Here is a 24,717-nt window from a genome sequence, read left to right as displayed (position 1 = left end):
TACCCTCGCCCCGACGACACTGCACCCATGACCGAGTTCCACGCCGAGAAGTTCGACGAGAAATATGTCCACTACTTCGAGGAGCTCGAAACGGCGTACTCGAACGCGTATCAAGAGTTACACGGGCAATACGACTCCGAGGTCCTCCGTGGGATCGACCGGCAGATTCTCAGCGAGAGCGAGCCGGTGTACGAGGGCGACGGGACGTTCAGCATCCGGCTGCCCGACGACACTGCGGCGCGTGCGCAGTCATTGCCGGGGGACGAAGCGACGTTCGACACAGTGCTGTCGGCGTTCACTGACGCTATCGAGCGCGAACTCCGTCGGCTGTTTGAATTCGAGTAATCGCCTCGTTCTGCTCGACGGCTTGCTCGATAGCGGGCGTGTACAGCCTGTTTACCACTCCTTCCAGCAGCGCTTGGTCCGGCGAATCGAAAACACCAGAATCAATGCAGTTCCGGTACTAGCCCAACCAATTATACTAATGGCGACCGATTCAGATCTTCACTGTCTCTTTACCGCACCCGTTGAGGAGCAGCATGACTCGTACGTGATCGAAATTCCGAAACAAGAGGTCGAACTGGGGACGCTGGCCCCTGAGACGCTGTACCGGATCGCACTGTTCCAGTCGGCGGCTGAAGCACCCACGTCCCAGTCACAGTCAAGTTCCCAATCCAGGCCTGATCCGCAGTCCAGTTCCAACTCCAAGTCAGAGCCACAGTCCGGTTCACAATCCGGGTCGCAGTCCGATTCGCGGTCCGACGAGCCAAGCAGGGAACCGGAGTTCGGACCGTCGTCCCCGCCCGTTGCCGAGGGTGAGACGCGCGTGGTCGAAATCGAGAACATCGGCGACAAAGGCGATGGGGTCGCGCGTATCGACGGCGGGTACGTCGTCATCGTCTCCGACGCGGACGTCGGCGAGCGCCTCCGCGTCGAGATGGACCAGGTCCGCGAGAACGTGGCCTTCGCGGAGATCGTCGAACGGCTCCCGTACTACGAGTAAGCTGCCGGTCCCGTCGGCCGGCTCCTGCCTTCGCACGCTGCCGGAGTTAGCGCGACTGTCGGTCACGCAGCCGAGGGTATATTTTTCCGCCGCCTATCATCTCCCGTATGGGACACGACCACGATGAAACGACCGGCCACGACGAGCATGAACACGGAGAGTCCGGCTACGACCATGAGGAACATAAACACGACAGTGGCCACAATGACCATCACGCCCACGACGCCGAAGGGGTTGACATAGGGGTTCTCACAGTTTCTACCTCCAGAACACTCGATGATGACCCGGCGGGCGACATCATTGCCGCGGCCTGTGAAGACGCGGGCCACGAGATCGCCGAGCGCCGCCTCGTCGCGGACGAGGTGGACGCTATCGAAGATGCCGTCGCCGCCCTACTAGATGAGGGTGTCGACGTGGTTCTGACGACCGGCGGGACGGGGCTCACGCCCGACGACGTGACCGTCGATGCTATCGAACCGCTGTTCGACCGCCCGATCCCCGGCTTCGGCGAACTGTTCCGCTGGCTCTCCTACGAGGAAGTCGGGCCGATGGCGATGGCGTCACGCGCTACCGCCGGCATCGTCGACGACCGTCTGGTGTTCTGTCTCCCTGGCAGCGAGAACGCCGCTCGGACGGGTGCAGAGAAACTCGTCGCGCCAGCCGTGGGCCACCTGCTAGGGCTCGTCCGACGGTAACGCGGACCCGCACGGTTTTGGGCCGGCGTCGGCTACGGACAGCTATGTCCGAGGAGTTCACGCACGTCGACGAGGATGGGGACGCACAGATGGTCGATGTCGGCGACAAGGCCGAGAGCCAGCGACGCGCAGTCGCGCGCGGACAGATTCGGCTCACCGAGTCCACGCTGGCGGCCATCGACGCCGACGAGGTGGAGAAAGGCGACGTGCTGGCGACGGCCCGCATCGGCGCGATTCAGGCGGTGAAACACACCTGGGAGACGGTGCCGATGTGCCACCAGATCCCCATCACCAACGTCGAAGTCGAGTTCACTGTCAACGACGATGCCGTCGAAATCACGGTCGCCGTCGAAACGGTCGGCAAGACCGGCTGCGAGATGGAAGCGCTGGAGGGTGTGACAACCGGCCTCAACGTCGTTTGGGACATGGTGAAGGCCAACGAGAAAGACGACAACGGCGAGTACCCCACGACGGCAATCCAGAACGTCCGCGTCGTCGAGAAAACCGTCGACCGCTGAGACGGGGCGACTGACGACAGCTGCGCCGCTGCTATGAACAAGGTCTATCTACGTCGCCCTGCTACTGGCGTGTATGCAAGTCCTCGGTATCGTCGGCCACTCCGAGTCGGGGAAGACCACGCTGGTCGAGCGGTTGACACAGCGGCTCTCCGGGACCGGCCGTGTCGCGACGGTGAAACACTGCACGCATCCGCCGGATGTCGACACGGACGGGAAAGACACGGCTCGACACCGCGACGCCGGCGCGGGCGAGACGGTCGCGCTTACCGACGACGGCGAGTGGTACGCGACGGGACAGTCGCGGACACTCGATGAGACGTTGGACGCGCTCGCGCCCGACTACGACTACGTACTTGTTGAGGGATATTCAGACGCGAGCATCCCCAAAGTCGTCCTCGGCGACCGCGAGGCCGCCGACCCGGTCGTCCATCGCGCGCCCCATGGCGCGGACGCTGACCTCGACGAGATCGTCACTGCGATGGAGGAGCGAGACCCCTACATCACGCTGGAAACACTCGTCGCCGACGTAAAGCGGGACCCGGACGAAGTCTACTCCGGCGCAATAGCGACGTTCACCGGGCGTGTCCGCGCACAAGAGGGGCCGGAGGACCCGCCGACGGAGTTGCTGGAGTTCGAGCGCTACGACGAGGTCGCCGCCGAGAAGATGGCCACGCTTCGCCGGGACCTCGAAGCGCGGGACGGTATCTACGCGGTCCGGCTTCACCACAAAACCGGCGTGGTCGACGCTGGCGAGGACATTGTTTTCGTCGTCATCTTGGCCGGCCACCGAACTGAGGCGTTCCGCGCCGTCGAAGACGGCATCAACCGGCTGAAAGAGGAAGTGCCGCTGTTCAAGAAGGAGGTCACTGTTGACGAGGAGTTCTGGGCACACGAGCGGTAAGCCGGCGGTGCGACTTTTTCTGCGGTGACCGCTATCGCCATGGCGCCGCCCGCAGTGCATGGACCACCAGCAGCGTGCCGAGTGCGACGCCGAGCAGCACTACTGCCACGGGCAGCGCCGCATCCAATCCGTCAGAGATGAACGAGGCCCAGATCTGCACGGGGAGCGTCCGCGGGTAGTACGCCAGCATCATCGTCGCGCCGAACTCCCCCATTGCGCGTGCAAAGGTCAGTACGAGTCCGGCGAGCAGCCCGGGCTTTGCGAGCGGGACCGTCACTGAACGCATTGTCCCGACCCAGTCGCGTCCGAGTGAGCGTGAGGCTTCTTCGAGTCGGTCGTCAATGCCATCGAAGGCGGCCTTAGCGGTGACGACGAAGAACGGCGACGCGACGAACGTCTGGGCGGCGACGACGCCAAGCAGCGACCGCGTCAGTGCTAGGTCGGTAAGTCCCCCGAGTCCGTTCGGGCCGACGACGGTCAACAGCAACATCCCGCTGACGACCGGCGGGAGGACGAGGGGGAGGACGACGACGCCCATCGCTGCGGTCGCCAGCACGCTGGTGTTTCGCGAGAGCCAGTAGGCAAGCGGGAGGCCGAACACGACAGCGATGGTCGTACTGCCGAGTGCGGCAACGAGAGACGTGATTGCAGCGTTGATGACGTACGTCTCTGTCAGACTCGTCAGCAGCGCTGTCGGGGAGTACGTGATAACGAGCACCAGCACCGGAACGACAAAATACAGGAGCAGCACCGCTCCCAGCACGGGAACGAGCTCGCGCACGCCGACCGTATGGCCGGCTCTGGTCTCACCGCGTGACAGTGCTCGGGACATCTCCCACTAGTCGAGGATACGCCTGGCGGAGGGTAAATCCGTGTGGTGCGAGCCAGTCACCGGACAGGACTGCCTCGAAGGCTGTACGCGTCGCTTCTTGATTATCTCGGCGGACAGCTCCGTACTCGATAGGGCTGCCAGTAATTGTCGTGCCGTTCGGCAGCTCGTAGCTGGTGGTCTGATACTGTTCGGCGTATGCGGGGTCGCCAAGATGTATCTCCGGCGGAAACTCCCGGAACGGGTAGTCCCGTTCGACCGCCATGCTCCGGTAGACGAAGGCGGCGTCGACGGCCCCCGTCTCGAACTGCGCGAGCAGTTGTGTCTCGGGATACGTCTGGTCGGGGGATAGGGCCGCATCGGCAAGGCCGGGTTCGTCGTAGTAGTCCGCCGCGAGGGACAGCACGAACAGCGTTCGATACCCAAGCGGGTCAAGCGCCGGGTCAGTCCGGCCGAGCGAGACACTGGCACGTTTGAGCGGGGCGTACCACGGCTCTGCGTCCGCGATGCGGGTCCCGGCGTCCGTCTCTGGGTTGTACGCAAGCACCATCTCGTTGCTGGCAATCACCGCGTGCCAGGTGGTATCCATGACCCGGTCGAACAGGGTCGGGTCCGCCAAGGCGACAATAGCCGGGTCGCGTTTCCCATCGGCGACCAGCCGGGCGGCCTGCACTGACCCGCGGGCTTCGACGGCGAGTTCGACACCCGTTTGGGGTTGAAGCGTCTCACTGGCCGCTTTTTGCAAACTCCCCGCGACCAGTACGTCTACCCGTTCCTGACCGAATGCCCCACACCCTGCGGTTGTGGCGACACCACTCCCCAGTGCCGCGAGTACTGCACGCCGGGTTTGCCGGGCCATTATTCGCTCATTTCTCGTTCGGGTACATCGGTGTTGGGGTTGTTCCCAGTATTGACAGGGTGTCTTTCACGCGTTTGACCACAGTGTTTTATAATCCGGTAGTATAACCTAGTGATTATGACGCAGATGGCAGCAGCGCGGAACGGAACTGTCACCGAAGAGATGGAGCGAGTCGCAGCGCGCGAAGGAGTCGACCCGGCGTTCGTCCGGCAGCAAGTCGCTGACGGACAGGCGGTGATCCCTTCAAACGTCGGCCACGACTCACTTGACCCGATGATTATCGGCCGGGAGTTTGCGACGAAAGTCAACGCAAACATCGGCAACAGCGAAGAGACAAGCGATATTGAGGGCGAACTGGAGAAGCTCCACACAGCTGTTCACTACGGTGCGGACACGGTGATGGACCTCTCGACTGGGAGTAACCTCGACGAGATACGGTCGGCCAACGTCGAGCATTCGCCGGTCCCCATTGGAACAGTTCCCATCTACGAGGCGGTCAAGCGCGCTAGCAACCCGAGCGAGATCACCCACGAACTGCTGCTTGACGTCATCGAGAAGCAGGCAAAGCAGGGCGTCGACTATATGACCATCCACGCCGGCGTCCGGATGGAACACTTGCCGTTGACTGACGGCCGCAAAACGGGGATTGTCTCCCGTGGTGGGTCCATTCTCGCCCAGTGGATCGAGGAGAATGGGATGGAGAATCCACTGTACACGAAATTCGAGGATATCTGTGAGATATTCCACGAATACGACGTGACCTTCAGCCTCGGCGACGGCCTCCGGCCGGGCTGTCTCGCCGATGCTGGCGACGACGCACAGTTCGCCGAACTGGATACGCTCGGGGAACTCACGCGGACCGCTTGGGAGCACGACGTGCAGGTGATGGTCGAGGGACCCGGCCACGTCCCGATGGATCAGGTCGCCGAGCAAGTCGAACGTCAACAGGAGGCCTGTGACGGCGCACCGTTCTACGTGCTCGGCCCGCTCGTGACCGACGTTGCGCCGGGCTACGACCATATTACGAGCGCTATCGGCGCGACGGAGGCGGGCCGTGCCGGTGCGGCGATGCTCTGCTACGTGACTCCCAAGGAGCATCTCGGCCTCCCGGAGAAATCCGATGTGCGAGACGGACTTGCGGCCTATCGTATCGCTGCGCACGCCGCCGACGTGGCAAACGGCCGCGAGGGGGCACGGGACTGGGACGACGCTCTCTCGGAAGCCCGGTACGCCTTCGACTGGCGAGAGCAGTTCGACCTGGCGCTGGACCCAGACCGCGCCCGCGAGTACCACGACCAGACGCTCCCCGGTGACAACTACAAGGAGGCGCGCTTTTGCTCGATGTGTGGCGTAGAGTTCTGTTCGATGCGTATCGATCAGGATGCACGATCTGATGGCGACATGGAGTCGATTGAGGCCGACGCTGACGACCGGACTGCGATTGAAGACTCGCCAGCGGCAGAAGTAAACCGGCCGCCGGTCGGTACCCATGATGAGGCCGACATCCCCGGCTCTGACGCTGATATGCCCACTGATACAGAGGGGAGTGCTGACGATTAGCACGGCGGTAGTTCTTTATAATCGGTGTTCGTTTATTGAAACGATGTCAAAGAAAGTCATCGCCCTCGTCGCGGTCATGGCACTTGCCCTCGTGTACGTCGTCAAGCGGTAACGCTGCGCGAATCGGCTGTATCGCCCTCTGAACCTACTACCGGCCGCCCTGCCCACTGGTCCTCAACGGCATTGTATTGGGTCGGGTCCCATGATGGTCGGTAGTATTTTTTGGCTTCTGCGCTGTCAGCGGCAGCGCCGTCGCTTTCCGAACCCTTACCCGGCGAACCGCCGTACCAGCGTGCATGTACGGCGTCGTCACCCGTAACGAGGAAGAGACGGAGTGGTCCGAGTTCGACCGGGCGTTCTATGAGGTCAAGGATGTGACCGGCCGCGCTGTCGAACCGATTACGGGCGCGGTAAACATGGTATCCTGTTTCGGCGACAATGCAGTCGAAAGCGAGGAGGACCTGCTTGCGTTCGACGACGAGGGGACGCCGGCGACACGGAATCAGCCCTACTTCGACTGGACGTACGTCTGCCCGACCCACGACCGCTACCGTGAGGGCCTGCTCGACATCATTGAGGAGGCCGCCGCCGTCAATGAGGACGTCCGCCTCGACGACGTGGGCTTTCCCCGGGACGAGTACTGCCACTGTGACCGTTGCGAGCAGCGCTTCGCCGACAGCGAGTTCGAGGACTGGTCGGCCTGGCGCAGCAACGTCATCACGGAGTTCGTCGCCGAAGCTCGCGAGCGCGTGCCCGGGAAGATGTATCTCACGCTGTATCCCGACCCCTACCCCGGCCACCTCGAAGCCCGCTCGGGCGTCGCGGTCGACGATATCGCTGAGTACGTCGATGAATTTGTCGTCCCTATCTATGACATGGCGTATTCGACGACCTACTGGCTAGAGATTCTCGCGAAAGGCTGGCAGGACCGCCTCTCGACTTCGTTCAGCATTGAACTGTACGCTGTCGACGTGGATGTCGACGACCTCTCGAAGGCTGTCGAGGTGGCCGATGAGTACGCCGGAACTGTCCTGTTCGGCTATGACGCCAGCAACGCCCGCGCGACCATCCGCCGGATGAACGCCGACGCTCGCGACGGGCAATCGTTCGGGCCGGAGTAACGGCCCCGCTTCGGTGGCTTACGCCCCGTCGCCAAACCGCTGTCCGCGCCACTCTAAAATCTCCTCGCGGTCGCGCGTGTCGGCCGGCAGTTCGTCGAACCACCGGGCCTCACTGATTTCGTGGTCCGGGTCGTCGACGGCAATGTCGGTCGTCTCTGCGTGCGCCTCGTACACTGGCAGCACGCCCCAGGCCATATTGCCGTCGCAGTAGAACTCGATCCGCCCGAGCATCCCAAGTCCCTTGATAGTCGCCTCGATACCGCTCTCCTCGCCTAATTCCCGTAGTGCGGCCTCCTGCAGCGATTCGCCTTCGTCGAGCTCCCCGCCGGGCAGAACCCACAGGTCGACGCCCTCGTGGCGGACGAGCAGGAGTTCGCCGGAGGGTCTGTAAGCCAGCGTGTGCGCGCCGTATGGTGCGCCGTGGTCCCGGGCGACGGTAGCCACGTCCCGGAACCGATTCCGCGGGACGTTGCGGTGGCGCGTGAACTCGACAAAATCCGTGTAGCGCTTCCGGAGGTCGTGATACGTCTGTTCGGCCGTTTGACAGGCCTTATCGGAGAGGAACCACAGGTCGTCGACACTCGTCATCTGTGTCCTATCTGTGTCTGACACCTCGACGAAACAAGCGTCTCGATGGGGGAAAGCGGTGGATTGATCATGTCGATTGGTAGTTTCGAGAGTCCCATAACAGTTGTTGTGACAGATCGGCTGTCGTGGCGGATCTTGGACGGTTTCGCCACCGTATCCGTTGCGCTGCTGACACTGGTGGGGAAGTTGCAGACACGGATACACGTCTGGTCTGGCTCATTCGAAGCGAAACACGGGAAGAGGTCCGAACAAGGATAGCCACGCTCCCGTGTAGCAGGAACTCTTTGGCTATTGCGACGACCTGACGGTTCGTCTAACCATTCGATCTGTACGCCTTTGCGTTCCGTGGTTGACGGAACGCATACGAATGTGGAGCTCCCCGGTACTTAATTCTATTCCTCTAACAAAATATTTAGACCAGTCTAATAAACGCCGGGCCTTTCGAAGCGGAAGCGATAGAGAACAATGTGAACAGTCATCGCTGCCCGACACACCGCCCAAGCTACGCTGTCCGTGGATTGTCGCTGTCCCGATTTGTCCATACAGGACGTGTCACAGGTACATTCTCTGACTACGTCCGCGGTTGGGCCGAGCAAACCCGAATCAGTCCCTTTTTGACGAGCCACCGAGTACCGCCGGGTATGGCATTCGAAGAGGACGACAGCGTTATTCTCCACGACGAGCACAGCGACTACGACGGCGAGGAAGGCACCATCACGCAGGTCGTCGAAACGATGTTCGGCGACGCCAACTACACGGTTTCCTTCGAGGACGGCCAGGAACAGGGCGTCCCCGAGGATAACCTCGAAGCCGCCGAGGACGAGTAGGGCCACAATGTCGTCGGTTCCGTTCCACTACGTCGACCTCCGGACTTTCTGCTACGCAACAGAGGACGACAAGCGTATCGAGGAAGCGCTCCGGACGTTCCTCCCTGAGGACTACCCTATTGAGCGCGCACAGAGCGAGGGGCACTACGGCGACCGGATCATCGTCCTTTCGGCTCGCGTCGAGAACGCCGACGACATCCGGCACGTGCTCACGCAAGTAGCGTCAGCGCCGGACATCGACGCGGTGCGTGCGGAACTTGACGACCGGGTCGACGACAACTGCTCGTTTTTCCTTACCTTCGACAAACAGGCCGCGTTCGGCGGGAGCGTGGAACGCGGCGACGGCATCACGCTCCGGGCGAAAGTCGAGGCCTACCCCGCAAAGCGGGAGAAGGCCGTCGAAAACGCCCGCGAACTCCTAGAGGAGTTGTGATGTACGAGGCCGTCTACGCTCACCCTGACGGCGACAGCACTGTCGCCCGACACGCGCTGACGGCCGCCGATTCAGAATACGACGGTATCGTCGTCAGGAACCACGGCGACGAGCAAGCGGACTACGACGCCGAGGCCATCAGCGACGCCTACGGGGTCGATATCGCGGTGGGCGTCGAGGTCCGAGCGGACGACCCCTCACGGGCCAGCGGTTTCGTCGGAAACTACCGGAGCGACCGAACGGTCGTCGTCGTTCACGGCGGCAACCGCCGAATCAATCGGTTCGCGGTCGAGCAACCGTCCGTCGACGTGCTCGCCCATCCGATGCGTGAGGACGGCGATTTCAACCACGTGCTGGCGAACGCGGCGGCCGACAACGGTGTCCGCGTCGAGTTCGACTTCGGCCCGGTGCTCCGGGCCTCCGGCGGCAGTCGCGTTCGGGCTATCAAGGAACTGCGGAAACTGCGAGAACTCATCGAGGACGCTGGTGCACCCTTTGTCGTTTCAGCGTCGCCGAGCTCCCATCTCCAGATTCGTGCCCCACGGGACATCATCGCCGTCGGGGAGACAATCGGATTCGACGCTGATACCGTCCGGGAGGGCCTTGCAGAGTGGGGCCGCGTCGTGGAGCGCAACCGGGAACGCCAAAGCGACGCCGTCATCGAACCGGGTGTCCGACTCGAACGCGACGGGGACGACACTGAGTAACCGGCGCTGATACCACTCTCACTGGACGGTATCGGTTCTGTGTAGGATGTCGCGGGTGTAGCTCGCTTCCGCTTTTTGTCACGGCACGTCAGCCGACTGACTTGACCCGAACGCGTTTGCATTCGACCGGAGTACACGAGACGTATGAAAGAACGACAAAAGCACAAGCTCGCGGACACGGCTCAACAGATCGTCGGCGGGTTCCTGCTGTCCGGTCCCTTCGTCGTGACCCAGGAGGTGTGGGCGCTGGCGCTGAACATGACCGTCTTCCACAACGTATTCCTCGTCTGTATTGTCGCCGCCATCGGATACGGCGGGCTGTACGGCGCTGACAACGACCGTAACCCCAGACGCGAAGCCGCGGTCGCCGGCGTCCCGGTCCGATTCATCTCTGTCCTGGTTGTCGCGTTCGGCTCCGTCGGAACGCTCGCAATCGCGGTCACGGCTCCCGACCAGTTCCTGGGTGACCTTCCCCTGGCTGACCAGATGGTCGTCACGTTCCGCGCCGTCAGCGTCGGGGCTGTGTTCAGCGTCGTCGGCGCGGTGACGACCGATAGCCTGTTCTGACACGATGCCGGACCGACTCGTCTCTCGGGGTACTGTGCTGTGTGACCGGGGCTGACTACTGCCGACTTCCACACCGCACTGCTCATTGTTCTCCGCGCTAACGCTGGCGTATGAAACACCTCCCAAAGCATCTCCGGCCCCGGTGGCGCTATCTCGCCGTCGGTATCGAGACGTGGCCGAATGCCTCCTTCGGTCGCCGGGCGTTCCAGCGCGAGGTGTGGTACGCCGCCCAGAACCTGCTGGGGGACACCGGCAGCGCCGAGACAGATATGACCGTCCTCCAGTTCCACGGCTACGACGGCACGGCCGAAGCTATCGTCCGGACCAGACGCGGCCAGACGGACCCGGCACGGGCCGCGCTGACCTGTCTGGACAGCGTCGATAACGATGACGTTCGGGTCCGTGTCCGGGGGATTAGCGGCACCGTGCGTGCCTGTGAAGAAAAGTATATACGCGGGCCGCCGGAATCCACTGAACAGAGACACGTCGTGTTCGAGAACGCAGACCGGAGCGCTACTGTTCGGCCTCCGCGCTACGATGTCGAAACGGCCTCCGACGTTGCGTTCGTCGGCGCGACAGCACTCGATTTCCGATAACTATGCAGGGACAAAATCAACAGCAGGCCTACGACCGCGGGATCACTATTTTCTCGCCGGACGGACGCCTCTACCAGGTCGAGTACGCCCGCGAAGCGGTCAAACGCGGCACAGCAAGTATCGGCGTCAGAACAAGCGACGGCGTCGTTCTCGCCGTGGACAAGCGCATCCGATCGCCGCTGATGGAGCGCTCCTCGGTCGAGAAGATCCACAAGGCCGACGACCACATCGGCATCGCCTCGGCCGGCCACGTCGCTGACGCCCGACAGCTCATCGACTTCGCCCGCCGACAGGCGCAGGTGAACCAGCTCCGCTACGGCGAGCCGGTCGGCGTCGAGACCCTCACCAAGGAAATCACCGACTACATCCAGCAGTACACGCAGGTCGGTGGCGCGCGCCCGTTCGGTGTCGCCCTCATCATCGGCGGCATCGTCAACGGCGAGCCGCGCCTGTTCGAGACCGATCCCTCCGGGACGCCCTACGAGTGGAAGGCCCTCGCCGTCGGGGCCGACCGCGGCGACATCCGGGACTACCTCGAAGAGCACTACGACGAAGGGATGGACCTTGACGAGGGCGTCGACCTCGCACTGGCCGCCCTCGCGTCGGTCAACGAAGACGGACTCACGCCGGAAGGCATCGGCGTCGCTACGGTTGACGTGGAAACGGAGACATTCGGTCAGCTGACCGACGAGGAGAAAGAGACCCACCTCGCAGAGGCTGATCTGCTTGATACCGGCGAAGACGTGGACGACGAAGGCGAAGACGAAGACGCCACCGAAGAGTAACTCTTCCGGCGGCCCTCGCGGGCGACTGGACTTTTTTGTCCGACCACGCAGTAAGGCCTTTAACTGGCCCACTGCTACCGACGGGTATGATATCGCTTGACGAGGCGGTGACGGCGCGCCTCGAATCCCACGGTCAACGGTTCGAGGTACTGGTGGATCCGGACGCTGCGCTGGCGATAAAACGTGATGACTTCGACGACGACCTTGAGGACGTTATCGCGGCGGAGGACGTGTTCGAGGACGCCTCGCGAGGGGACCGACCGCCCGAGAATATGCTCGAAGAGGTGTTTGACACGACCGATCCGATGGCTATCATTCCCGAAGTTATCAAGCGGGGAGAGATTCAGATCACGGCCGACCAGCGCCGTGAAATGCAGGAACAAAAGCACAAACAGCTCATCCAGCGGATTACGCGTAACGCGGTCAATCCGCAGATGGACGACGCGCCACACCCGCCGGAGCGAATCGAGTCCGCCCTCGAAGAAACGGATTTCAGAGTTGACCCGATGGAGCCCGTCGAGGCGCAGGTCGACGACGCCCTCGATGCGCTCCGACCAGTCATCCCAATCCGGTTTGATGAGGTCACCGTCGCCGTGCAGGTCCCCGCGGATTACGCCGGGAGCGCCCAGGCACAGATCCGTCAGTTCGGCGACCTCGAACGCGAGGAGTGGCAGTCCGACGGCTCGTGGGTCGGCGTCATGACGTTCCCGGCCGGCCTGCAGAACGACTTCTATGACGTGGTGAACGAGCACACAAGCGGCGAGGCGGAGACCCAAATCATCAAAGACGAAGACGATATCAGTACACGCGGCTGACGCCGCGACGTCGCGTTACCCCTTCTTGAATCCGACGAGAAACCCGGCCGTAAAACCGGCGCTGACCGGCAGGGCCGAGAGCAGCGACGTGATCCAGGACGGTGGTTGTGTCGCCGTCGCGTTCCCGGCAGTGCCAGTTGCGTTCTGTGCGGCCCCGCCTATTGCGTCCCAGTTCACCTGCAGGATGCCGCGTGTCTCAAGGAACTTGAACAGCGCCAGCTCAATGCCGACGATGACGGCAATGAGTTTTGCGATCTTCTTGGCGGCGAACCCGATGATCCCGCCGATAAGGCCGCCACCACCGAATTCGAGGCCCATCTGCTGGAGGCCCAACCCATCTAGTTGGAGTACGAACTCACCCATACCGCGTACCTGACCGCCTGCTTTTAAATCCTTTGTGCTCCCTTTGGCGCATTCACTGTTATACACAGCTTCTGCTACAGAGATGTGGCATCGTTGCTACCCGGGTGTCCCAAAGAACTCAGGGAATTATTTTTCACACGGTGCTATTTCTTTACTCATATCCAAAGATTTGTATTCGAGGGACGAATCCTTCTTACTGTTAAGATGGCAGAAACACCGAATTCCGATATGAGCAGTGCCGCAGGCGGACGTTCGAAGCGACCAAAATCTAACCAGGACTGGTGGCCAAATAAGCTGAACCTCGAAATCCTCGACCAGAACACCCGGGATGTCGGCCCGATGGAGGATGACTTTGATTACGCCGAAGAGTTCCAGAAGCTCGACCTCGAAGCGGTGAAGTCGGATCTCGAAGAGCTGATGACGTCCTCCCAGGACTGGTGGCCGGCTGACTACGGCCACTACGGGCCACTGTTCATCCGGATGGCCTGGCACAGTGCCGGGACGTACCGGACCGCCGACGGTCGCGGCGGCGCGGCTGGCGGTCGACAGCGCTTTGCACCGATCAACAGCTGGCCGGATAACGCGAACCTCGACAAGGCGCGACGGCTGCTCCTGCCGATCAAACAGAAATACGGCCGCAAGATCTCCTGGGCCGATCTGATGATCCTCGCAGGGAACGTCGCTATCGAGTCGATGGGATTCAAGACCTTTGGCTACGCTGGCGGCCGCGAGGATGCGTTCGAGGAGGATAAGGCTGTCAATTGGGGGCCAGAAGACGAGTTCGAGACCCAGGAGCGCTTCGACGAGCCGGGCGAAATCGAAGAAGGGCTCGGTGCCTCTGTGATGGGTCTCATCTACGTGAACCCGGAAGGGCCGGACGGCAACCCGGACCCGGAGGCGTCGGCGAAGAACATCCGGCAGACGTTCGACCGGATGGCGATGAACGACAAAGAGACAGCCGCGCTCATCGCCGGCGGACACACGTTTGGCAAAGTTCACGGCGCTGACGACCCCGAGGAGAACCTCGGTCCCGAGCCGGAAGCGGCCCCAATCGAGCAACAGGGCCTCGGGTGGCAGAACAAGAACGGCAACAGCAAGGGCGGCGAGATGATTACGAGCGGTATCGAAGGCCCGTGGACCCAGTCGCCGACTGAGTGGGACATGGGGTATATCAACAACCTGCTTGACTACGAGTGGGAACCGGAGAAGGGTCCCGGTGGCGCGTGGCAGTGGGCCCCCAAGAGCGAGGAGCTGAAAAACAGCGTGCCGGACGCCCACGATCCGTCCGAGAAGCAGACGCCGATGATGCTCACGACGGATATCGCCCTGAAGCAAGATCCGGATTACCGAGAGGTCATGGAGACCTTCCAGGAGAACCCAATGGAGTTCGGGATGAACTTCGCGAAGGCCTGGTATAAGCTGACCCACCGCGACATGGGGCCGCCCGAGCGATTCCTCGGTCCGGAGGTTCCTGACGAGGAGATGATCTGGCAGGACCCGCTCCCGGACGCTGACTACGGCCTCATCGGGGACGCAGAAATCGCCGAGCTCAAGGAAGAAATCCTCGACTCGGATCTCTCCATCACCCAGCTCGTCAAGACCGCGTGGGCGTCAGCATCGACCTACCGCGACAGCGATAAGCGCGGCGGCGCCAATGGCGCTCGTCTCCGACTCGAACCCCAGAAGAACTGGGAAGTCAACGAGCCGGAGCAGCTGGAGACGGTTCTGGAGACGCTCAAAAACATCCAGACAGAGTTCAACGACTCACGCTCCGACGGGACGCAGGTCTCGCTTGCTGATCTGATCGTGCTGGGCGGCAACGCGGCCGTCGAGCAGGCAGCAGCGAACGCCGGCTACGATGTCGAAATCCCGTTCGAACCCGGCCGAGTGGATGCCGGGCCGGAACACACCGACGCCCCCTCCTTCGACGCCCTCAAGCCGAAGGTCGACGGGGCTCGAAACTACATCCAGGACGACATCACGCGACCAGCCGAGGAAGTGCTGGTCGACAACGCGGATCTGCTGAACCTGACGGCCTCGGAACTGACGGCGCTGATCGGCGGCATGCGTTCGATCGGTGCGAACTACCAGGACACCGACCTCGGCGTCTTGACCGACGAACCGGAGACGCTGACCAACGACTTCTTCGTGAACCTGCTGGACATGGGCACGGAGTGGGAGCCCGCAGCGGACTCGGAACACCGGTATAAGGGCCTCGACCGCGACACCGGCGAGGTCAAGTGGGAAGCCACACGCATCGACCTCATCTTCGGCTCGAACGACCGGCTCCGGGCCATCTCGGAAGTCTACGGCTCTGCCGACGCGGAAGAGACGCTCGTCCACGACTTCGTGGACACGTGGAGCAAGGTCATGAAGCTCGACCGCTTCGACCTCGAATAGGCCGGAGCGAACGCCACCGCCGTGGTGGCTGTATCCAGCTATCGCGAGACAGAACGGTCAGAAGGTAGTAACCAACCGCCGCTGCCCTTCAGTATCTGCCATTTTACCGCTTTCCGCCGGCGCACTGGACGTTACTGCGAGCCGCCCGGGGGGTTAAATAATCGGACGCCGTATCTTCACAACGAGTGACGGCGACACACACCACCGAACGAGCGGTCATCGCGAAGCGCGTCGACAGTGGCACCGCCGACACGACAGAAATCCGGGACCTCGCCCGGGCGGCCGGGTACGATGTCGTCGGCGAAGTGACACAGACCAGAACGGAGGACCCGGCGTACCACCTCGGCGAGGGGAAGGTAACCCGACTGAGCAACGCGGTCGCCCGTGAAGAGGCTGCTGTCGTCATCTTCGACAACCAGCTCGGCCCGTACCAGACGTACAACATCGGGAACGAACTCCCCGAGCGAGTGCGCGTCATCGACCGTTTCCGGCTTATCCTCGAAATCTTCGGCCAGCGAGCCCAGACTCGAAAGGCCCAGCTGCAGGTCGAACTCGCGGAGCTACGCTACGAACTCCCGCGTGCCGAGGCCAAGGCGAGCCTGGCCAAACGCGACGAGCGCCCGGGGTTCATGGGCCTCGGCGAGTACGACGAGTCCCGCGAAGAGGACATCAAAAAGCAGATCGCCAACATCCGGGACGAGCTGGAATCCATCGAGGAGACCGAGCGACACCGTCGGGAACAGCGCCGGGAGTCCGGCTTCGACCTCGTTGCCCTCGCCGGCTACACCAACGCCGGAAAATCAACACTCCTGCGCCGCCTCGCTGACGACCTCGACGTTGACGAGAACGACGACCTCCATCCTGACCTCGACACCACGGCAGAGAGCGAGGACCGCCTGTTCACGACGCTCGGGACGACCACTCGCCGCGCCGAAGTCGGGAAGCGCGAAGTGCTGGTCACCGACACGGTTGGGTTCATTCAGGACCTCCCGCACTGGCTCGTCGAGTCGTTCAAGTCCACGCTGGGGTCGGTGTATCACGCCGATCTCGTCTTGCTCGTTGTCGATGTCTCCGAATCGGTCGAGGAAATCCGGGAGAAACTGGTGACGAGCCACGATACGCTGTACGAGCGCAACGAAGCCCCCATCGTCACGGTCCTCAACAAGACCGACATGGTTGACGACGAGGAGGTCCGTCGCAAGAAAGACGCACTCTCGTCGCTGGCCCCGAACCCCGTCGCCGTCAGCGCCAAACAGGGGCTCAACATGGATGACCTCACGGACCGCATCGACCACGAACTGCCGGACTACGAGCACGAACGGCTCGTCCTCCCGATGACCGACGATACGATGAGTCTCGTCTCGTGGATTCACGACCACGCCAGCGTCGAGACGGTCGATTACGGCGACCAGGTAGTCATCGAGTTCGAGGCGCGGCCGGCAATCATCGAGCAGTCCCGGGCGAAAGCGGGGGACTTGGTCGGTGCGTCGGCCTGATTACGATCTACGGCTCTGCTTCTCGCTGCCACAGAACACTTGGTATCTCGTCTAGCAAGTCCGTCGCAACCAGTCCGTAGCCGCGGTCGTCAACGACGCGGTCACCGACACTGCCGACAGTGTAGGCGGCGATGGCAGCCGCATCAAGTGGATCCTGAACGGAGGCGAGTGCGCCCGTCACACCTGCGAGCACGTCGCCGGTTCCGCCGACCGTCATTCCCGGATTGCCCGTCCGGCCCACGCGGGTCCGCTCCCCATCGGAGACGATGTCGTACGGACCTTTGACTAGCAGCGTCTGGCCGACCTCCGCCGCGAAGGACTCCACTACGTCCGCCCGTTCCTGCCAGTCCTCGGCTGTCTCACCACCCATACCGAGCAGTTCGCCCTGATGGGGTGTGCAGATGAGTTCCGCGTCCGTTTCGATGTCCGGGACTACCGACAGCGCGTCGGCGTCGACGACGGCCGTTCCTTCGAATCCGGACAGCAGGTCCGCAACAGCATCCAGCGTCGCGTCGGCATCTCCGAGCCCCGGTCCAACAATCAGCGTGTCGTGGTCTGCCGCCAGTTCGGCGAGGCGGTCGACGTGCGGCGGCGCGAGGTGATCCCCGTCGAAGGGTCTGAGGATGAGGTTCTCGCTGTAGGACTGGATCTCGCGAGCGACGACAGCGGGGCAGGCGACTCGAACGAGGTCGGCCCCGCTTCTGAGGGCGGCCTGTGCCGTGAGCGCCGGTGCACCGGTGTACGGGCCGCCACCGACGACCAGCACCTCGCCGTTGTCGCCCTTGTGGCTCGCCGGGTCACGTTCGAGTCGCGTGAGGTCACCTCGCTCAATGAACAGCTCCGCCGCGTCGGGGATGCCGATGTCGGCAACGGTGACCGGCACGTCGAGGGCGGGCAGGCCGGGCTTGGTGTCATGAAACGTGACGACGTGGTCGGCGTCGACAGCGTTCTCGGCCAGCCGCCCTGTTTCAGCGTCGAGGCCGGACGGGACATCGACAGAGAGGACGGTCGCGTCGCTCTCGTTCATGCTTGTGGCAGCCGTCGCCGCCGGTTCCCGGAGGTCGCCGGTGATACCCGTGCCCAGCATCGCGTCGACGACGACATCGGGGGTTCCAAGCTCTAGCGCCGAAGAATCTCTGACCGTCTCTGTCGGGTACTCAGCGTGCTGGAGGGCTTCCCAGTTCTCTCTGGCAATCGTCGTCGAGATGGCACCCGGACGCCCAAGTAACAAGACGCGAAGGTCGTAGTCGTCGAGGAAACGGGCGGCGACGAGCGCGTCCCCACCGTTGTTTCCCCGTCCGGCGACGATAGTGACCTGTTCGCCGGGATCAGCGATGGAACCGACCGCCCGTGCGACGGCGTGGCCGGACGACTCCATCAACTGCTTACGCGGGACACCGAGCGCGGCAGCGTTCTCATCGACGACACCCATTTCGGAGCCGGTGAGCATATCCGCGGGTTCGCCCGCCAGTGAAGTAACTCTACGGGACGGCGGCCTACCAGCGGACCTCGAAGCCGTCGACACCCTCCGGGTCCTCGTACTCGACTTCGACGTCGGTCACGTTCGCGCGGTCGCTCCCCTCGTGGCAGAACTCGATCATCGCCTCAACGTCGGCTTCAGGGCCTTCGAACACTGCTTCGACACAGCCGTCGTCGAGGTTCCGGACCCACCCGTTGACTCCTTGGTCCTGTGCGCGCTCCCGTGTGGTCGCTCTGTAATAGACGCCCTGAACACGACCGGAGACGAACACGTGTGCTCGCGTGCGAGTCATATCCGAGGATTTGCCGGCGGCCTCCGTTATACTGTCGCCTTCCGCCACGCGTGTCAGTCTTCGTTGCTGCCCGTTCGGAGGTAATGGAACAGATACGTCTGTGTGTAGCCGGCGTACTCACAACCCAGTGCTGCCCGGATAGCCCGCGACGTGTCGGTGTAGTTCCCCTGCTCGCACTCCGGATAGTACTCCTCGATTGTTGTCCGGATCCAGGTGTCTAGCGGGACCGCTTCGAGGTAATCAAGCGAGAACAGCAACACGCAATCTGCGACCTTGTCGCCGACGCCGACGAAGCGGGTGAGCGATTCTCTGGCGTCCTCGTAGTCAAGGCCGACAGCTTCCTCGGGGTCGGCCTCGCCGCTTGCGACCATTTCCGCGGTACGCTGGACGTACGGCGCACGATAGCCCAGTCCGAGGTCCCGGAGCCGTTCTTCTGTCGTTTCAGCCAGCGCCGATGGCGTCGGATAGGCGTTGTACGTTCGCCCGCTGAACTCTATCTCTTCGCCGAACGTATCACGGAGCGCCTGCTGCATACTGTGTATTCGGGCGACACGCATCTGGGCTGAACAGATGAACGAGATGAGGGACCCGAACGGGGAGTCCTGAACCAGTCGCAACCCCCAGAACGTCTCATAGGCCGACTGAACCACGTCGTCGTCCGGTGCTGTCGTCCGAATCGCGGTGAGGTCGTCGTCAAGCCGAAGGAGTCGCCTGAGGTCCACTTCGGCATCAATCGTCGATTCCCATTCGAGCATCCCATCCCGCTGCCGGACACGGATGACCTCTGGTGACCCATCCCGGCGGACTGTCGTCCAGTACCAGGCGTCCCCGCCGGTTGCGCCCTCGCGCTGGTACATCTCGCCGTCGTCCCGGTTCCAGAGATAGGACTGCCCGCTCTCGACAGTTGCCTGCAAATCGATACCGCCTGCCAGCGACCCAACATCAATGACGCCCTGTTCCATTGTCTGTGTGTACGGACCCGGAGGTAATGGCGTTACGAGTTTCGCTCGTATTGGGTTTGTACGTGCACCACCAACACAGGGACCGTCGTTGTCTCACTTGTCACTGGTTTTGTCGTCGTGATGTTTTGGAGCGCTCGTACGTCTACCACTCGATTGGGCGCTCCGACTCTCTCACCCCGGATATCGGTACCGTATGGTACACACTGGTTCAGGGCTAACCTTCATTATATTGGGAAACAAACATACTGGCATGAATTGCCGAGTTGTTGTCGAGGCCGCAGTCCCAGTATACGACGTGGCATCTGCGGACGAGGCAGTTCGTATCGCCATCTCGAAAACGGGGGAGATGCTGAACCCCGACCTCAACTACGTCGAGATCAACATGGGGGATCGGCACTGTCCACACTGCGGCGAGACACTGGAACCCGCGTTTCTCGCAGCTGACGAGAGTCTCGTCGCACTCGAACTGGAGATGACCGTCTTCAACGTCGAACGAGACGAACACGCCGCCCGAATTGCACGCAAGGAGATCGGGCAACGGCTCGAAAACATCCCGCTCGATGTGCTCGAAATCGAAGAGATTCCGGAGGAGTCTGACGAGACGACAGAAGACGAGTCCTCGTCCGCAGAGTCGGAAGCCGACACCGATGACCTGTCGTCGGACCAATCCACGGACGAATCGGACGACGTGTTACCCGAGTTCGAGGAATTAATCGATGAGTAAGCCCGGCTCCTGAGCAGCAAGGGCAGATCTGTGCTACACTCTCGAATTATAGAACTTCTAACATATATCTGACAGCTGTTATATAGCCACTAATTGCATTGCTTGGCGGCAAAACTGCGGTAGAAACTACGGAGTTTCGTTAGTCCGCGGCGGCAGAAACAGGCTCTTTGGTTTCGTCGGCCATCTCAGAGGCAATACCGTCAGCAATCGCAAAGACAGCGGCCTTGTGGTCTGTTTTCGACTTGTGAATCGATGTCGGCTTAACGCCCAGTTCCGCGTATTCGTCGTGGTCCACTTCCGTCCCGGATTCGGCTTCGTAGTGGTTCTGTACCTGTGCAAGCAGGCCGTGAAGGTGGATGAGCTCCTGCTTTTTCATAGTCAACCCAAGGTAACAACTCGAAGGTTATAGTACTACTCTGATGAAGGTTAACACACGTCTCTGCTAGTAATACGTAATAGTTTATGCATAATTCTCCGCTCGAAGTATATTCTGAGTATTTTACACTAAATTTTATCAATTCTCCAAAGACATCGCTGTATGCTAGCAAAGATCAATATCTCGATCATGAACTGCGGTAGGTCGAACACTGTTGCCTCAAACTTATTGTGGGTATCTGTGGCTGGCACCCAGGATTATGGGCTGTCTACACCTACTATCGGTATGGATCAGGCGACTCTTTCATCGGAAGCCGAGATCGGCCGGGTGGCCCTGACCGTTGCTGACCCCTCTCCGGCCGTCGATTTCTACCGTGATGTTGTTGGCCTGCAGGTACTAGACTCGGGCAGCGACTGGACGGTACTCGGTGCGGGAGGACAGGCGCTTCTGGTTCTGAACCATCGGCCGGACGCACCAGCGAGAGATGCTTCAGAGACTGGGCTGTATCACGTCGCGTTTCGCGTTCCATCGCGAGCGGCACTGGGTGATGCTCTCCGTCGCATCGACTCCGAGTGGACACTCGACGGTGCATCGGACCACGGTGTCAGCGAGGCGCTGTATCTGTCGGACCCGGCCGGTAACGGCGTCGAGATCTACCGTGACTTTCCGCAGGCATCGTGGGGTGAGACACCGTCGGGGCACGTCGAAATGGTAACTGAACTCCTCGACACGCAGTCAGTCGCGGCTGCTGCGACCGGCGAACAGTCGATGCCCGCCGACTCCGACATCGGACACGTACATCTAGAAGTCTCGTCAGTGGAGACAGCCCGGTCGTTCTACGCCAACGCACTCGGACTGCGCGTCAGGGCCACGTACGACGGCGCGGTGTTCCTGGCGGCCGGTGACTACCACCACCACATCGGGGCCAACGTCTGGCAGCGGCGGTCCAGACCCCACACCGGGCAGGGGCTGGCGTGGTTCGAGATTCGACTCCCCGACGAAGCGACTCTTGAGGCGGCAGAGAAGCGCCTCCGTCAGTCCGACTATACTGTCGCGGAAACCGATGCCGGTCTCACAGTGCACGACGGCGACGACATCGAACTCCGCCTGCGAACTTGAATACGGGACATTTCGACCGATTGACCGATGTGCCAAGTCAAGTGTCTTCGCGCGCTATCTGGAGTATGCACACGACACGGTGGCTGACTACGGTGACCGGGCGAACTGGAAGAGAAACCGACTGCACGGGCGTGACAGGACGAAGCCAACGACCGGAAGGAGAGCGATGAGCGGCCCCCACCAAGGTCAGCAACTCGTGACCGCCGGAACCGCGCTGTCGGAGGCGAGCGCGGCAGCGGTGCTGGTCCACGGCCGGGGTGCAACTGCCCGGAGTATCGTCCAGATGGGCGCCGAGTTCCAGCAGGACGGGCTGGCCCTGCTTGCGCCCCAGGCCGCGCGGAACACCTGGTACCCCAACTCCTTCCTCTCGCCAGTCGAGCAGAACGAGCCCGGTCGGTCATCGGGGCTGCAAGCTATCGAGGACGCCATCACGAAGGCAGAAGAAGCCGGGATTCCGACCGATAGCGTGCTCGTTCTCGGTTTCTCACAGGGAGCCTGTCTCGCGAGCGAGTTCGTCGCTCGAGACCCACAGCGCTACGGCGGTCTTGTAGCCCTCAGTGGCGGTCTCATCGGCGAGTCTATCGACGAAAGCGAGTACGAGGGCGACATCGAGGAGACGCCGGTGTTCCTGGGCTGTAGCGACGTCGACCCGCACATTCCCGAAGAACGCGTACACGTCACAGCCTCGGTCTTCGAGCAACTGAATGGGGACGTGGAGGAACGCATCTACGAGGGGATGGGCCACGGGGTGAACGAGGACGAACTGGCGTACGTCTCGTCGCTGGTCGCTACTCTCGTCGATTAGGCGGTCCGACCGCTGGCACGCTCGCCGAAATTCCCTCAATGAGTGGCTGAACAGGGAGTTACCGCCCCCTCACCGCGAGACTTAGTGGTTGGGATTCCCACGCATAGTATGGACTTTTCCCGCCGACGGTTTCTCGCTACGACTGGAGTTGGTGTGGCGCTCGGCGGCGCAGGCTGTGTTGGGAATGACAGTTCTACTACTGAAGCTGGCTCGGCACCCGGATCCAGTACTGGAACCAGCGCGGCGTCAACGGCAACCGACCGAAGCGACGGGTCAAAGCCACCGACAGCTGATAGCCGCCTGTATCTGGACTACGAAATCGGGACACTCGAAGAAAATATCGTCAGTGGCGGCGTTCCCAAAGACGGTATTCCAGCCATCGATGATCCGACGTTCGCCGACACGCCCCCGGACGGACTGGCTCCGGACGACCCGGTGTTCGGCGTAGTCCGGGACGGGGAGGCGAAGGCCTATCCGCAGTACATTCTCGTCCATCACGAAATCGTCAACGACACCATTGCCGGCGACGCCGTCGCTGTGACGTACTGTCCGCTGACGGGTACTGCACAGGGGTTCGAGCGCGGCCCGGTGGAGTTCGGCGTCTCCGGGCGGCTAGTGAACTCGAATCTGACGATGTACGACCGGGGCACCGATAGCTGGTGGCCCCAGATGCTGGCGACAGCGATTACAGGCCCACTAACTAGCGAGTCGCTACGGGAGTTCCGGGTCACCTGGACGACGTGGAGCCACTGGTCTGGCGTCTATCCGGAGACCCGCATCCTCACCGAAGACACCGGCTTCTCGCGGCGCTACGGTGTCGACCCGTACGGTCAGTACAACGAGAAGCGCGGCTACTATTCGAGTACGCGGACGCTGTTTGAGCCCCTTCAAGGCGACAGTCGCGCTCACCCCAAGGCTGTCGTCATCGGAACCCGGACGGACACAGGGGCGCTCGCATTCGACAAGGAGACACTGCTGAGTCAGCGCGTGCTGACTGGCCATATCGACGACACGCCGTACGTCGCTGTCGCTGATACCGACCTCGCAACCGGCTATGTGTACGCGAACCCAGAACCGATGTCAGTTGTGGCGTCGGACGACAGCTACACGATCAACGGGACGGCATATGATGCCGATTCGCTCCCGCTGGATCGAACGCTGTCCTTCGACGCGATGTGGTTCGCCTGGGCCGGCTTCTATCCGGAGAGTGGGTATGTCAGCTGACAGCCCGACCGACGGGGCAGGTGTGGTTGCCAGCACCCAGCGCCTGTTTCGGAACACTGTAGTTGCGGTCAGCGGGACGCTCAGCCGCCGTGACGGACGGGTGTCTCTGGGTGTGTCCGGACTGGCGTACTTCCTGCTGTATCTCGCTGGCCTCAGGCATCTCGGCTTCGGCCCATCCGGCTACAAAGTCTCTGTCGTCAGTAACCCGCTTACCCGTGCGTTCCGACAAGTCGGCCCGTTTCAGTGGGAACCGATTGCATTAGTGGTCGTCGGCCCAGTTGAACTGCTCGTCGCGCCGCTGAATATGCTTCTTGGGGCAGTTCTGGCAGCGCTGGTCGGACTCAACCTCGCTGTCTCCGTCGTCGCGTGGCGCGGCCCATCGGCCTGCCGTCTCGGCCCGGGTGCAGGGGCTGTGTCGGGACTACCGGGACTGCTCTCCGGGTTCGCCTGCTGTGGGCCCACTATCCTGCTCGTTGTCGGTGTTCAGGCAAGCGCTGGGCTTCTCTCGCTGTTCCAGTGGCTCCTCCCGCTCACTGTGGTGGCACTGTTTGGAACCCTCCTCTGGGTCGGGAGTCGAGTCGAGACAGCGCAACAGGTGGCGTAGATAGTACCTACTACTGGGGGGACAGATGGTAGCTACAGGCTACCGGCCTGGGTAGCAGGTGGAACTTT

Annotated in this window: 29 protein-coding genes; 21 read left to right on the top strand and 8 right to left on the bottom strand. The window is 62.1% G+C overall.

Annotated elements, in window-relative coordinates:
* Positions 1-27 precede the first annotated feature (27 nt).
* The 5 genes from RBH20_RS08150 (at position 28) to RBH20_RS08130 (ending at position 3,117) form a co-directional block, all read left to right on the top strand.
* Entirely contained in the window at positions 28-345 is a 318-nt protein-coding gene (locus RBH20_RS08150) for a DUF5783 family protein (protein WP_306707355.1), read from the top strand.
* A 139-nt stretch (positions 346-484) separates the two neighbouring features.
* Positions 485-1,003 carry a TRAM domain-containing protein gene (locus tag RBH20_RS08145; RefSeq protein WP_306707353.1) on the top strand — a complete coding sequence of 173 codons (519 nt, stop codon included), beginning with the start codon at positions 485-487 and terminating at the stop codon, positions 1,001-1,003.
* Between the two features lie 107 nt (positions 1,004-1,110).
* On the top strand, positions 1,111-1,698 hold the full coding sequence (locus tag RBH20_RS08140) for a molybdenum cofactor biosynthesis protein B (protein ID WP_306707351.1): 588 nt from the start codon (positions 1,111-1,113) through the stop codon (positions 1,696-1,698).
* Between the two features lie 44 nt (positions 1,699-1,742).
* Positions 1,743-2,216, top strand: a complete 474-nt coding sequence (gene moaC / locus RBH20_RS08135; protein WP_306707349.1) for a cyclic pyranopterin monophosphate synthase MoaC — start codon at positions 1,743-1,745, stop codon at positions 2,214-2,216.
* A 73-nt stretch (positions 2,217-2,289) separates the two neighbouring features.
* Complete coding sequence (locus tag RBH20_RS08130; protein ID WP_306707348.1) at positions 2,290-3,117, top strand: molybdopterin synthase; 828 nt, start codon at positions 2,290-2,292, stop codon at positions 3,115-3,117.
* 31 nt (positions 3,118-3,148) lie between these two features.
* Here RBH20_RS08130 and RBH20_RS08125 read toward each other — a convergent pair whose 3' ends face one another.
* Both RBH20_RS08125 and RBH20_RS08120 read right to left on the bottom strand, forming a co-directional pair.
* Positions 3,149-3,949 (bottom strand): ABC transporter permease, encoded by an 801-nt coding sequence (locus tag RBH20_RS08125; RefSeq protein ID WP_306707346.1) that lies wholly within the window; start codon positions 3,947-3,949, stop codon positions 3,149-3,151.
* A complete protein-coding gene (locus RBH20_RS08120) occupies positions 3,924-4,805 on the bottom strand; it encodes an extracellular solute-binding protein (protein ID WP_306707344.1) in 882 nt (293 codons plus the stop codon). The genes RBH20_RS08125 and RBH20_RS08120 overlap by 26 nt, the downstream gene beginning before the upstream one ends.
* A 117-nt stretch (positions 4,806-4,922) precedes the next feature.
* On the opposite strand from RBH20_RS08120, the gene thiC reads away from it, so the two are divergent.
* Positions 4,923-6,365: a phosphomethylpyrimidine synthase ThiC gene (gene thiC / locus RBH20_RS08115; protein WP_306707341.1), complete on the top strand. Its 1,443-nt coding sequence runs from the start codon at positions 4,923-4,925 to the stop codon at positions 6,363-6,365.
* Positions 6,366-6,661: 296 nt separating this feature from the next.
* Entirely contained in the window at positions 6,662-7,486 is an 825-nt protein-coding gene (locus RBH20_RS08110) for a hypothetical protein (RefSeq protein ID WP_306707339.1), read from the top strand.
* 18 nt (positions 7,487-7,504) lie between these two features.
* Here the strand turns inward: RBH20_RS08110 and RBH20_RS08105 are convergent, their stop codons facing one another.
* Complete coding sequence (locus RBH20_RS08105; protein ID WP_306707337.1) at positions 7,505-8,074, bottom strand: NUDIX hydrolase; 570 nt, start codon at positions 8,072-8,074, stop codon at positions 7,505-7,507.
* 641 nt (positions 8,075-8,715) lie between these two features.
* Between RBH20_RS08105 and RBH20_RS08100 the strand changes: the two genes are divergently transcribed.
* The 7 genes from RBH20_RS08100 (at position 8,716) to RBH20_RS08070 (ending at position 12,804) form a co-directional block, all read left to right on the top strand.
* Entirely contained in the window at positions 8,716-8,901 is a 186-nt protein-coding gene (locus RBH20_RS08100; RefSeq protein ID WP_004515500.1) for a hypothetical protein, read from the top strand.
* Positions 8,902-8,908: 7 nt separating this feature from the next.
* Positions 8,909-9,334 carry an RNA-binding protein gene (locus tag RBH20_RS08095; RefSeq protein WP_306707331.1) on the top strand — a complete coding sequence of 142 codons (426 nt, stop codon included), beginning with the start codon at positions 8,909-8,911 and terminating at the stop codon, positions 9,332-9,334.
* The gene (locus RBH20_RS08090; RefSeq protein WP_306707329.1) at positions 9,334-10,041 is read left to right on the top strand and encodes an RNase P subunit p30 family protein; all 708 of its coding nucleotides are present in this window, start codon (positions 9,334-9,336) and stop codon (positions 10,039-10,041) included. The genes RBH20_RS08095 and RBH20_RS08090 overlap by 1 nt, the downstream gene beginning before the upstream one ends.
* A 144-nt stretch (positions 10,042-10,185) precedes the next feature.
* The gene (locus RBH20_RS08085) at positions 10,186-10,608 is read left to right on the top strand and encodes a DUF2391 domain-containing protein (protein WP_306707327.1); all 423 of its coding nucleotides are present in this window, start codon (positions 10,186-10,188) and stop codon (positions 10,606-10,608) included.
* Positions 10,609-10,718: 110 nt separating this feature from the next.
* Complete coding sequence (locus RBH20_RS08080) at positions 10,719-11,204, top strand: Rpp14/Pop5 family protein (RefSeq protein WP_306707325.1); 486 nt, start codon at positions 10,719-10,721, stop codon at positions 11,202-11,204.
* A 2-nt stretch (positions 11,205-11,206) separates the two neighbouring features.
* Positions 11,207-11,989 (top strand): archaeal proteasome endopeptidase complex subunit alpha, encoded by a 783-nt coding sequence (gene psmA / locus RBH20_RS08075; protein ID WP_306707323.1) that lies wholly within the window; start codon positions 11,207-11,209, stop codon positions 11,987-11,989.
* Positions 11,990-12,075: 86 nt separating this feature from the next.
* On the top strand, positions 12,076-12,804 hold the full coding sequence (locus RBH20_RS08070) for a ribosome assembly factor SBDS (RefSeq protein WP_058995435.1): 729 nt from the start codon (positions 12,076-12,078) through the stop codon (positions 12,802-12,804).
* A gap of 15 nt (positions 12,805-12,819) precedes the next feature.
* On the opposite strand, the gene RBH20_RS08065 is transcribed toward RBH20_RS08070, so the two are convergent.
* On the bottom strand, positions 12,820-13,167 hold the full coding sequence (locus tag RBH20_RS08065; RefSeq protein ID WP_306707321.1) for an FUN14 domain-containing protein: 348 nt from the start codon (positions 13,165-13,167) through the stop codon (positions 12,820-12,822).
* Between the two features lie 204 nt (positions 13,168-13,371).
* Between RBH20_RS08065 and katG the strand changes: the two genes are divergently transcribed.
* A complete protein-coding gene (gene katG / locus RBH20_RS08060) occupies positions 13,372-15,567 on the top strand; it encodes a catalase/peroxidase HPI (protein ID WP_306707318.1) in 2,196 nt (731 codons plus the stop codon).
* A gap of 185 nt (positions 15,568-15,752) precedes the next feature.
* Positions 15,753-17,063, top strand: a complete 1,311-nt coding sequence (gene hflX / locus RBH20_RS08055; protein ID WP_306707316.1) for a GTPase HflX — start codon at positions 15,753-15,755, stop codon at positions 17,061-17,063.
* Positions 17,064-17,070: 7 nt separating this feature from the next.
* On the opposite strand, the gene RBH20_RS08050 is transcribed toward hflX, so the two are convergent.
* From RBH20_RS08050 to RBH20_RS08040, 3 genes are read right to left on the bottom strand one after another with little or no spacing between them, the layout of a single operon-like run.
* On the bottom strand, positions 17,071-18,513 hold the full coding sequence (locus RBH20_RS08050) for an NAD(P)H-hydrate dehydratase (protein ID WP_306707314.1): 1,443 nt from the start codon (positions 18,511-18,513) through the stop codon (positions 17,071-17,073).
* Positions 18,514-18,559: 46 nt separating this feature from the next.
* A complete protein-coding gene (locus RBH20_RS08045) occupies positions 18,560-18,883 on the bottom strand; it encodes an acylphosphatase (RefSeq protein ID WP_373567952.1) in 324 nt (107 codons plus the stop codon).
* A 5-nt stretch (positions 18,884-18,888) separates the two neighbouring features.
* Positions 18,889-19,797: a DNA-3-methyladenine glycosylase gene (locus RBH20_RS08040; RefSeq protein WP_306707310.1), complete on the bottom strand. Its 909-nt coding sequence runs from the start codon at positions 19,795-19,797 to the stop codon at positions 18,889-18,891.
* A gap of 250 nt (positions 19,798-20,047) precedes the next feature.
* Here RBH20_RS08040 and RBH20_RS08035 point away from each other — a divergent pair, with 250 nt between their 5' ends.
* Positions 20,048-20,521 (top strand): DUF555 domain-containing protein, encoded by a 474-nt coding sequence (locus tag RBH20_RS08035; protein WP_306707308.1) that lies wholly within the window; start codon positions 20,048-20,050, stop codon positions 20,519-20,521.
* Positions 20,522-20,660: 139 nt separating this feature from the next.
* Here RBH20_RS08035 and RBH20_RS08030 read toward each other — a convergent pair whose 3' ends face one another.
* Positions 20,661-20,897, bottom strand: coding sequence for a UPF0058 family protein (locus tag RBH20_RS08030; RefSeq protein ID WP_306707306.1), 237 nt, complete (start codon positions 20,895-20,897; stop codon positions 20,661-20,663).
* A 285-nt stretch (positions 20,898-21,182) separates the two neighbouring features.
* On the opposite strand from RBH20_RS08030, the gene RBH20_RS08025 reads away from it, so the two are divergent.
* From RBH20_RS08025 to RBH20_RS08010, 4 genes are all read left to right on the top strand, one after another.
* Positions 21,183-22,016, top strand: a complete 834-nt coding sequence (locus RBH20_RS08025; protein WP_306707304.1) for a VOC family protein — start codon at positions 21,183-21,185, stop codon at positions 22,014-22,016.
* A 166-nt stretch (positions 22,017-22,182) separates the two neighbouring features.
* Positions 22,183-22,821 carry an alpha/beta hydrolase gene (locus tag RBH20_RS08020; RefSeq protein WP_306707302.1) on the top strand — a complete coding sequence of 213 codons (639 nt, stop codon included), beginning with the start codon at positions 22,183-22,185 and terminating at the stop codon, positions 22,819-22,821.
* A 108-nt stretch (positions 22,822-22,929) separates the two neighbouring features.
* A complete protein-coding gene (locus RBH20_RS08015) occupies positions 22,930-24,045 on the top strand; it encodes a DUF3179 domain-containing protein (protein ID WP_306707301.1) in 1,116 nt (371 codons plus the stop codon).
* Complete coding sequence (locus RBH20_RS08010) at positions 24,035-24,649, top strand: hypothetical protein (protein WP_306707300.1); 615 nt, start codon at positions 24,035-24,037, stop codon at positions 24,647-24,649. Before RBH20_RS08015 ends, RBH20_RS08010 begins: the two co-directional genes overlap by 11 nt.
* The last annotated feature ends 68 nt before the right edge of the window (positions 24,650-24,717 follow it).

This window comes from Haloarcula sp. H-GB4, from assembly GCF_030848575.1.
Classification (GTDB): domain Archaea; phylum Halobacteriota; class Halobacteria; order Halobacteriales; family Haloarculaceae; genus Haloarcula.
The sequence above is the reverse complement of the archived record's forward strand: the minus strand, read 5'-3'. Positions and strand labels throughout refer to the sequence as shown.